The organism is Rathayibacter sp. AY1E8 (assembly GCF_002931415.1).
Lineage (GTDB): Bacteria > Actinomycetota > Actinomycetes > Actinomycetales > Microbacteriaceae > Rathayibacter.
This window is the reverse complement of the sequence record NZ_PSVI01000089.1, coordinates 1-7,381: the sequence shown is the minus strand read 5'-3', so window position 1 is coordinate 7,381 and position 7,381 is coordinate 1. Positions and strand designations below refer to the sequence as shown.

Sequence of the window (7,381 nt, the reverse complement as noted above, 5' to 3'; positions counted from 1 at the left end):
TCGACGCTCTCGCGATCCTCGGCGAGGCGGAGCTCGACCCGTCCGGACTCGGAGTCGCCGCCGACGCCGCCTGGGGGGTCTTCGCGGCCGAGGGCGGCGGGGATCCTCTGGTCGCCCGCGAGAGCGACGGCGACTGGCTGCTCGACGGCGTGAAGCCCTGGTGCTCGCTGGCCGACCGCCTCGACGCCGCCCTCGTCACCGCCCACGTCGGGGACGCCTCCGGCGAGCGCCGCCTCTTCGCCGTGGCGCTGCGGGACGGGTCGGCGACGCCGGAGCAGGACGCCTGGCACGCGCGGGGCCTGACGGAGGTGCCCAGCGGACCGGTCCGCTTCTCCGGCACCCGCGCCGTCCCCGTGGGGGACGCCGGCTGGTACCTCTCGCGGCCCGGCTTCGCCTGGGGCGGCATCGGCGTCGCCGCCTGCTGGCACGGCGGAGCCCTCGGAGTCGCGGCTGCCGTCGCGGCAGCGGCAGCCCGACGCGAGGACCCGCACCTCCTGGCCCACCTCGGAGCGATCGACACGGCGCTCTCCGCGTCGCGCCGGGCGCTGGACGAGGCCGCCGCGGCGGTCGACGCGGGCGAGGCCGACGGCCCCCGCGGCTCACTGCTCGCCAAGCGCGTGCGGGCGAGCGTCGCCGGAGCGGTGGAGGAGATCCTGCTCCGCGCCGGCCGCGCGCTCGGCCCGGCTCCGCTCGCCCTCGACGCCGAGCACGCCAAGCGGGTCGCCGATCTCGCGCTCTACGTCCGCCAGCACCACGCCGAGCGCGACGACGCCGCTCTCGGCCGCGCCGTGCTCGCCTCGGGCGAGGCGGCCTCCTGGTGAGCCGGCCCTTCGACGGGCACCTCGAGGGCACTCCTCTCGAGCGCTGGACCGCGGACGGCCGCCGCGACCGGCTCCCGGAGCTGACCCTGCCCGACGGGATCCGGCGCGTCCTGGTGGTCGTCGCGCACGCCGACGACGAGACCCTCGGCTGCGGCGGCACCATCGCGCTCGCGCGTCGGCGCGGGATCGCGGTCGACGTCGTCGTCGTGACCGACGGAGCCGCGGCCCACGGGGAGCGGGACGCGGACCTCGCCGCCGAGCGCCGGCGGGAGGCCTCGGACGCACTGGCGGAGCTCGGCCCCGGCATCGGGCTCGCCTTCCTCGACGTGCCGGACTCGGCGACCCCGGAGCACCACGAGCGCATCGCACGCGAGGTGCGCGAGCGAGCGGCCGGCGCCCCCGGGACCGTCCTGCTCCTCTCCACCTGGACCGGGGACGGGCACCGGGACCACCGCGTGGTCGGCGAGATCTGCGCGGAGGTCGCGCGCGAGCTCGGGCAGCCGCTGCTCGCCGCGCCGATCTGGCTGTGGCACTGGGCGGTCCCGGAGGACCCCGAGGTGCCGTGGGGCGACCTCGTGCGCCTGCCGCTCGACGACGAGCTGCTCGAGCGCACCCGCCGTGCCCGCTCCCGCTATCCCAGCCAGACCCGCCCCGGGCCCGACGGGACCGGTCCGGTGCTCCATCCGCTCTTCCTGCGCACCTTCACCGGGGACGACCGGCTGGTGAGGATCGCATGAGCTACTTCGACGAGCTGTACGCCCGCCACGAGGACCCGTGGGGGTACACGAGCCGCTGGTACGAGCAGCGCAAGCGCGCCCTGACCCTCGCGAGCCTGCCGGAGCAGCGCTACGGCTCGGTGCTGGAGATCGGCGCCTCGATCGGCGTGCTGGCGGAGGCGCTGGCCGACCGGGCCGACAGCCTGCTGGCGATCGACGTGTCGAGCGCCGCCGTCGAGCGCGCCGCCCGCCGCCTCGCTCCGCTCGAGCACGTGCGGGTCGAGCACCACGACATCACCCGCGGCGTGCCGGAGGGTCCGTTCGACCTGGTCGTGCTCTCGGAGGTCGGCTACTACCTCGGCGACGCCCTCCCCGGCGTGCTGCGCACCATCCGCGACGCCCTCGCCCCCGCTGGGGAGCTCGTCACCGTGCACTGGCGGCATCCGATCGAGGGGCTCGCTCTGGGCGGCGACGCCGTGCAGTCCGCCGTGGCCGAGCTGGGCCTGCACCGCCTCGCCCGCCACGAGGAGGAGGACGTCCTGCTCGAGGTCCACGCCCGCGACTCCCGCTCGGTCGCCCGCCGGACGGGGCTGGTGTGAGCCGGCTCGCGCAGGTGCTGGTCGTCGTGCCCGCGCGCGACGAGGAGGAGCGGATCGGCGGCCTGATCGCCTCCGTCCAGGCCAGTGCGACCCACCTCGCCCACCGGGCGCCCGGCATCGGGATGCGCCTCGTGGTCGCCGCGGACGGCTGCTCCGACGCGACCGTCGAGCGGGCCCGTGCCGTCGGCGCCGAGGTGCTGGAGCTCGCCCGCTGCGGAGTAGGCGCCGCCCGCTCGGCGGGTATCGCGCACGCCCTCTCCTCCGTCACCGCTCCGCTCGAGCAGGTGTGGATCGCCAACACCGACGCCGACACCGTGGTCCCCCGCGACTGGCTGGCCGCCCACGTCGAGCACGCCCGACGGCACGACGCGCTGCTCGGCACGGTCCGGCCCGACCCGGCCGACCTCTCCCCCGGCGCCTACTCGCGCTGGCGAGACGTCCGCGCGCGGGAGGAGTCGATCGGCAGCATCCACGGCGCGAATCTCGGCGTCCGCGCGAGCGCGTACCTCGCCGCGGGCGGCTTCGGCCGGGAGCCGCTGCACGAGGACGTCCTGCTCGTCGAGCGGCTGCGCGCGAGCGGCGCCCGGGTCGGAGCGACGGACCGCGGCGAGGTGGTCACCTCCGGCCGCCGCGACAACCGGGTCGAGGGCGGCTACGGCCACTACCTCCACGCTCGCTTCCCGTCCGAGACGTCTCCGGCCTGCGGCTGAATCGGGTACACGCGCACGCGGAACACGATGCGAGGGGTCCCTGTCAATGGTCGGGCCGTGGTTTGTCACGGATTGCGCAGGAGAGTCAAATGGGTGTCGAGCACGACCCGGTGCTCTCCGATGGAAGGGTCACCGCATGAATCCCCGCCTCGTCCTGCTGGCACTGGTCGCCTTCACCGCCTACCTGTTCGGCTCCCGCGCCGGCCGTGGCCGCTACGAAGAGCTGCGCCACCTCGCACTCGGCGTGTGGAACGACCCGGCCACGAAGAAGACCCGCAAGAAGCTCAAGAAGACCTCCAAGCGCGAGGCCAAGCAGCTCACCGCCATCGCGAGCAAGGCCCGCGACAAGGTGCAGCGCCGCCTCCGCTGACCTCCGCTTCCACGACTCACAGGACACCGGCCCGCCGGTGTCTCCGCTCGCATCGGAACGGCCGATCGAGCACGAACTGAAGGAGAAACATCATGGGCATCATCAGCTGGATCATCCTCGGCCTCATCGCCGGGGCGCTCGCCAAGCTCATCCTCCCCGGCAAGCAGGGCGGCGGATGGATCATCACGATCGTCCTCGGCATCGTGGGCGCGCTGCTCGGCGGCTTCCTCAGCACGCTGTTCGGCATCCAGGACGCCGTCAACGGCATCAACATCGTGAGCATCATCGTCTCCGTCGTCGGTGCGATCGTCGTCCTCCTCATCTACGGCGCGATCGTCGGCCGCAAGTCCCGCGCGTAAGTCGCGCTCCCCGAAGGCCCCCGGCATCCGTGCCGGGGGCCTTCGGCGTTCCCGGAGCGGGCGCACCTCTGCTCAGGGGATCCGACTCCTCCTCCGGGGGGAAGCTGGATGTCCGCCGAGCGCGCAAGGGGTTGATGCTGAGAGCCGCAGGCGATGGACTGGAGGCACGACGGCGCGGCTCCACTGCGCCCTCGCCCCGACGAAAGGACGTACTCGCTCATGAGCGACGACACCGCAACGGTCCCCACGATCACCCTGAACAACGGCGTGGAGATCCCGCAGCTGGGCTTCGGCGTGTTCCAGATCGACCCGGCCGAGACCAAGGACGCGACCCTGGCGGCCCTCGAGGTCGGCTACCGCCACATCGACACCGCCGAGATGTACGGCAACGAGGCGGGCGTCGGCGAGGCCGTCCGCGCCTCCGGCCTCGACCGCTCCGAGGTCTTCGTGACCAGCAAGCTCAACAACGGCTTCCACGCCCGCGAGGACGCTCTCGCCGCGATCGACGTCACCCTCGGCGAGCTGAAGTTCGACTACGTCGACCTCTTCCTCATCCACTGGCCGCTCCCGAACGTGGGCGACTACCTGGAGACCTGGAAGGCGATGGAGGAGATCTACCGCAGCGGCAAGGCGAAGGCGATCGGCGTCTCCAACTTCCAGACCAACCACCTCAACCGGCTCCGCGCCGAGGCGACCATCGTCCCGGCCGTGAACCAGATCGAGGTGCACCCCTACCTCGTGCAGCAGGAGCTCCGCGCCTACGGCACCGAGCACGGCATCGCGACCGAGGCCTGGTCGCCGATCGCGCAGGGCCTCGTCCTCGACGACGACACCATCACCCGCATCGCGCGCAACGTCGACCGCAGCCCGGCGCAGGTCGTGCTCCGCTGGCACATCCAGCGCGGCGACATCGTCTTCCCGAAGTCGGTCACCCGCAAGCGCGTGGAGGAAAACTTCGCCCTCTTCGACTTCGAGCTCGACGACGAGGCGATGACCGACATCACGGCGCTCGACCGCGGCCACCGCACCGGCCCCGACCCCGACACCTTCAACTACATCCCGAGCTGATCCTCGACTCCACGGAGCGCGCCCAGCCTGCAGTCATCCTGCGGACCGGGCGCGCTCGTGCGTGGGGCGGCGAGCCGAGCCGCGCACGAACAGGGCGGGTCTCGAGACGCCGCGCTGCCGCTCCTCGACCGGCACGGTCACGGGCCGACCGCACCCCTGCTGATCGGAGGAGCGGGTGCAGCCCGCGCATCGAGGTCCACCACCGACGAACAGCGCGGACCCCGATGCGCCGGGCCCGCGGATCAGCCCTGCTGCGAGTCGCGCCAGGAGTGCTCGGGGGCGTAGCCGAGGACCTCGCGGGCGTGGTCGATCGAGAGCAGTGTCCCGGTGGTCCCGAGGTCGCCGCGCAGCTCGACGCCGGGGAACACCTCGGCCACCAGCTCGGCGTTGGGGCGCGTCATCACGGTGTCGGCCGCGGCGATGATGAAGCGGTCGAACCCGGTCGTCTCGGCGAGCAGCGCCTTCTCGACCGCCTGCGCTCCGTCGCGTCCGTCGATGTAGCCCCAGAGGTTCCACTTGCGCAGCAGCGCGTCGGAGTCGAACGACGGGAACTCGGCGTAGTCGGCCTCGTCCATGACGTTCGAGAAGCGCAGGCCCGTGATCTTCAGGTCCGGGTGCCAGCGGCACAGCTCGATCGCCATCTGCTCCTCGAGGTGCTTGGTGAGCGAGTAGACCGACTCCGGGCGCGCCGGGTACTGCTCGTCGACCGGGATGTAGGGCGGCGGGACGTCGAAGGGCAGGCCCAGCACGGTCTCGCTGGAGGCGTAGACGACGTTGCGGATGCCGGCACGGATCGCTCCGTGGAACGCGTTGAACGTCGCGATCATGTTGTTGTGGAACGTGGCGACGTCGGGCACGAGGCCCGGCGCGGGGATCGCGGCGAGGTGCACGAGCGCGTCGATGCCCTCGTACTGGTCGTTCACCGACTGCAGCGCGTCCACGACCTGGCCGTAGTCGGCGATGTCGATGCGGACGAAGCCCGCGCCGCGGTCCCCCGCACGGTCCAGGTTGAAGACCTCGTGCCCGGAGGCGCGGAGGCGGGTGACGACGTGGCGGCCGAGCTTGCCGGATCCACCGGTGACTGCGATTCTCATGCTCGAACGCTAACGGGCCTGAGCGACGAGGGACGAGGGTTGCGGATCAGCTCCGGGCATGGAGCGAGATCGCGCCGCCGACCTCGGGCGTCGTCTCGTCGGCGACGAGCTCCGTCCAGCGGCGGAGCACGGCGGCGCCGGCCGCGTCGTTCACGGCTCCGTCGACGACGAGGACCGGGTAGGGCTTCTCGGGCACGCCCTCTGCGGGCCGCACGTCGACGTGGGCGACGTCGTAGGCGTGCTCGAACAGCCAGTCGGCCATCGCGTAGTCGCTCCGGGAGTCGCCGACCGTGCGCCAGCGCTGCGGGATCGCGCCGGTCGCTCCGAGCAGCTCCACGGCGCGCTGGGCGCCGAGGTCCTTGCCGAGCCGGTTCGACTCGATGTCGGTCGAGATGACGGTCGGGTCGATGCGGAAGTCGACCGTCCCCTCCTCGTTCGGGTACCGGATGCCGCGGCGCTCGACTCCCAGGCCCGCGGCGGTCATGATCTGCAGGGCGTCGGCGTCGAACACGAGCTGGCGCTCGAGGTAGTCCTCGCTCGGCAGGTCGACCAGCTGCTCGGCCGAGACCATGGCGCGCTTGGTCTCGTCGAAGAAGACCAGGTCGTCGTAGTCGGAGCGGATCATCCGCTCGAGGTCGCGGGCCACCGGCTCGGGGATCGCGAGCGACTCGTCGACGATCGGCTCCGAGGTGCCGCGGTAGTCGACGGTGAACCAGACGGCGCCCTTCTCGCAGACGCAGACGATGCGGGCCTCGGCCGAGACGCCGCGCTCGAGGAGCGCGGGCAGGACCCGCTCGCGCAGGAACGCGTCGGAGCGGCCCGTGTTGAACACGATCGGGATGCCGGCGTTGGCCAGGGTGACGAGGTCGTCGGCGATCTCGGGGATCGAGATCGTGCGCGTGACGGGGCTCGCGATGGGCCCGTCGACGTCGAGGAGCAGGCCGAGCGGAGGGGGTGTGGAGGTCATCGTGTCCCATTCTGCCGTGCCGGGGCCGCTCGACGCCTCCGTGACCGCCTCCACACGGGCGGAGCGGCTCAGGAGGCGGGGACGACGAGGGTGCGCTGGGCGGTGGTGCCGTCGGGAGCGAGGACGGCGAGGGTGGTCAGGGTCTCGGAGTCGCGGCAGTCGGCGGTGACGGCGGCGTAGCCGGACTCCACGAGGTCGACGGGCTCGCCCGCGCTCGCGTCGGTGGTACCGACGGCCAGGCGGGCGGTGGCACCTCCGCTCGTCTCCCACGACAGGGCGAGCGGGACGGAGGCGGTGCGGTCGCCCTCGCAGTCGACGGAGGCGGGGGTGGAGGCGAAGGAGACGATCGCGGGAGGAGCATCGGATCCGGTGCCCGGCTCGGTGTCTGACGGTGCGGCGGAGGCCGTCGATGCGGGGGCGGCGGCGCCGTCGGCCGCCTCCGCGGAGCCGGGAGCGGCGGACGTCGCCGGAGCGGTCCCGGACGGCGCCGAGGACGGGCGCGCGGACGCAGTGGCTGCGCCGGGCGCTTGCCCGCCGGCGGGCCGGACGAGCAGCACGATCGCGAGGACGACGGCGACGAGTCCGAGGGCGGCGAGGACGATCCCGGTGGTGCGGGCGGAGCGGGACGGCATCGGTCCTCCTGGGACGGGACGGGACGGGACGGGACGGGACGGGGC

The 7,381-nt window shown here is 73.1% G+C and carries 10 protein-coding genes; 7 read left to right on the top strand and 3 right to left on the bottom strand.

All coding sequences use genetic code 11. From position 1 onward, the window contains the following. The 7 genes from C5C74_RS17590 to C5C74_RS16370 form a co-directional block, all read left to right on the top strand. Positions 1 to 821, top strand: an 821-nt coding sequence (locus tag C5C74_RS17590; protein WP_104351903.1) for an acyl-CoA/acyl-ACP dehydrogenase, incomplete at its 5' end; no start/stop codon positions are given. Then, positions 818 to 1,558, top strand: a complete 741-nt coding sequence (locus C5C74_RS16395) for a PIG-L deacetylase family protein (protein ID WP_181134727.1) — start codon at positions 818 to 820, stop codon at positions 1,556 to 1,558. The genes C5C74_RS17590 and C5C74_RS16395, both read left to right, overlap by 4 nt. Further along, positions 1,555 to 2,136, top strand: coding sequence for a class I SAM-dependent methyltransferase (locus C5C74_RS16390; RefSeq protein ID WP_104224333.1), 582 nt, complete (start codon positions 1,555 to 1,557; stop codon positions 2,134 to 2,136). The genes C5C74_RS16395 and C5C74_RS16390 overlap by 4 nt, the downstream gene beginning before the upstream one ends. Continuing rightward, positions 2,133 to 2,846, top strand: a complete 714-nt coding sequence (locus C5C74_RS16385; protein ID WP_104224332.1) for a glycosyltransferase family 2 protein — start codon at positions 2,133 to 2,135, stop codon at positions 2,844 to 2,846. The genes C5C74_RS16390 and C5C74_RS16385 overlap by 4 nt, the downstream gene beginning before the upstream one ends. Positions 2,847 to 2,982: 136 nt before the next feature. Further along, complete coding sequence (locus tag C5C74_RS16380) at positions 2,983 to 3,216, top strand: hypothetical protein (RefSeq protein ID WP_104351902.1); 234 nt, start codon at positions 2,983 to 2,985, stop codon at positions 3,214 to 3,216. 92 nt (positions 3,217 to 3,308) lie between these two features. Further along, complete coding sequence (locus C5C74_RS16375; RefSeq protein ID WP_104224330.1) at positions 3,309 to 3,575, top strand: GlsB/YeaQ/YmgE family stress response membrane protein; 267 nt, start codon at positions 3,309 to 3,311, stop codon at positions 3,573 to 3,575. 219 nt (positions 3,576 to 3,794) lie between these two features. Then, positions 3,795 to 4,643: an aldo/keto reductase gene (locus tag C5C74_RS16370; RefSeq protein WP_104224329.1), complete on the top strand. Its 849-nt coding sequence runs from the start codon at positions 3,795 to 3,797 to the stop codon at positions 4,641 to 4,643. Between the two features lie 242 nt (positions 4,644 to 4,885). On the opposite strand, the gene C5C74_RS16365 is transcribed toward C5C74_RS16370, so the two are convergent. From C5C74_RS16365 to C5C74_RS16355, 3 genes are all read right to left on the bottom strand, one after another. After that, positions 4,886 to 5,737 carry an NAD(P)-dependent oxidoreductase gene (locus C5C74_RS16365; RefSeq protein WP_104227477.1) on the bottom strand — a complete coding sequence of 284 codons (852 nt, stop codon included), beginning with the start codon at positions 5,735 to 5,737 and terminating at the stop codon, positions 4,886 to 4,888. 46 nt (positions 5,738 to 5,783) lie between these two features. After that, entirely contained in the window at positions 5,784 to 6,704 is a 921-nt protein-coding gene (locus C5C74_RS16360) for a hypothetical protein (RefSeq protein WP_104234599.1), read from the bottom strand. Between the two features lie 68 nt (positions 6,705 to 6,772). Next, on the bottom strand, positions 6,773 to 7,336 hold the full coding sequence (locus tag C5C74_RS16355; RefSeq protein WP_104351901.1) for a hypothetical protein: 564 nt from the start codon (positions 7,334 to 7,336) through the stop codon (positions 6,773 to 6,775). Positions 7,337 to 7,381 lie beyond the last annotated feature (45 nt).

What these genes read in the sequence shown, in the direction of transcription:
- C5C74_RS16390 (WP_104224333.1), top strand. Translation starts at nt 1,555, where the DNA reads ATGAGCTACTTCGACGAGCTGTACGCCCGCCACGAGGACCCGTGGGGG.
- C5C74_RS16380 (WP_104351902.1), top strand. Translation starts at nt 2,983, where the DNA reads ATGAATCCCCGCCTCGTCCTGCTGGCACTGGTCGCCTTCACCGCCTAC.
- C5C74_RS16375 (WP_104224330.1), top strand. Translation starts at nt 3,309, where the DNA reads ATGGGCATCATCAGCTGGATCATCCTCGGCCTCATCGCCGGGGCGCTC.
- C5C74_RS16370 (WP_104224329.1), top strand. Translation starts at nt 3,795, where the DNA reads ATGAGCGACGACACCGCAACGGTCCCCACGATCACCCTGAACAACGGC.
- C5C74_RS16365 (WP_104227477.1), bottom strand. Translation starts at nt 5,737, where the DNA reads ATGAGAATCGCAGTCACCGGTGGATCCGGCAAGCTCGGCCGCCACGTC.
- C5C74_RS16360 (WP_104234599.1), bottom strand. Translation starts at nt 6,704, where the DNA reads ATGACCTCCACACCCCCTCCGCTCGGCCTGCTCCTCGACGTCGACGGG.
- C5C74_RS16355 (WP_104351901.1), bottom strand. Translation starts at nt 7,336, where the DNA reads ATGCCGTCCCGCTCCGCCCGCACCACCGGGATCGTCCTCGCCGCCCTC.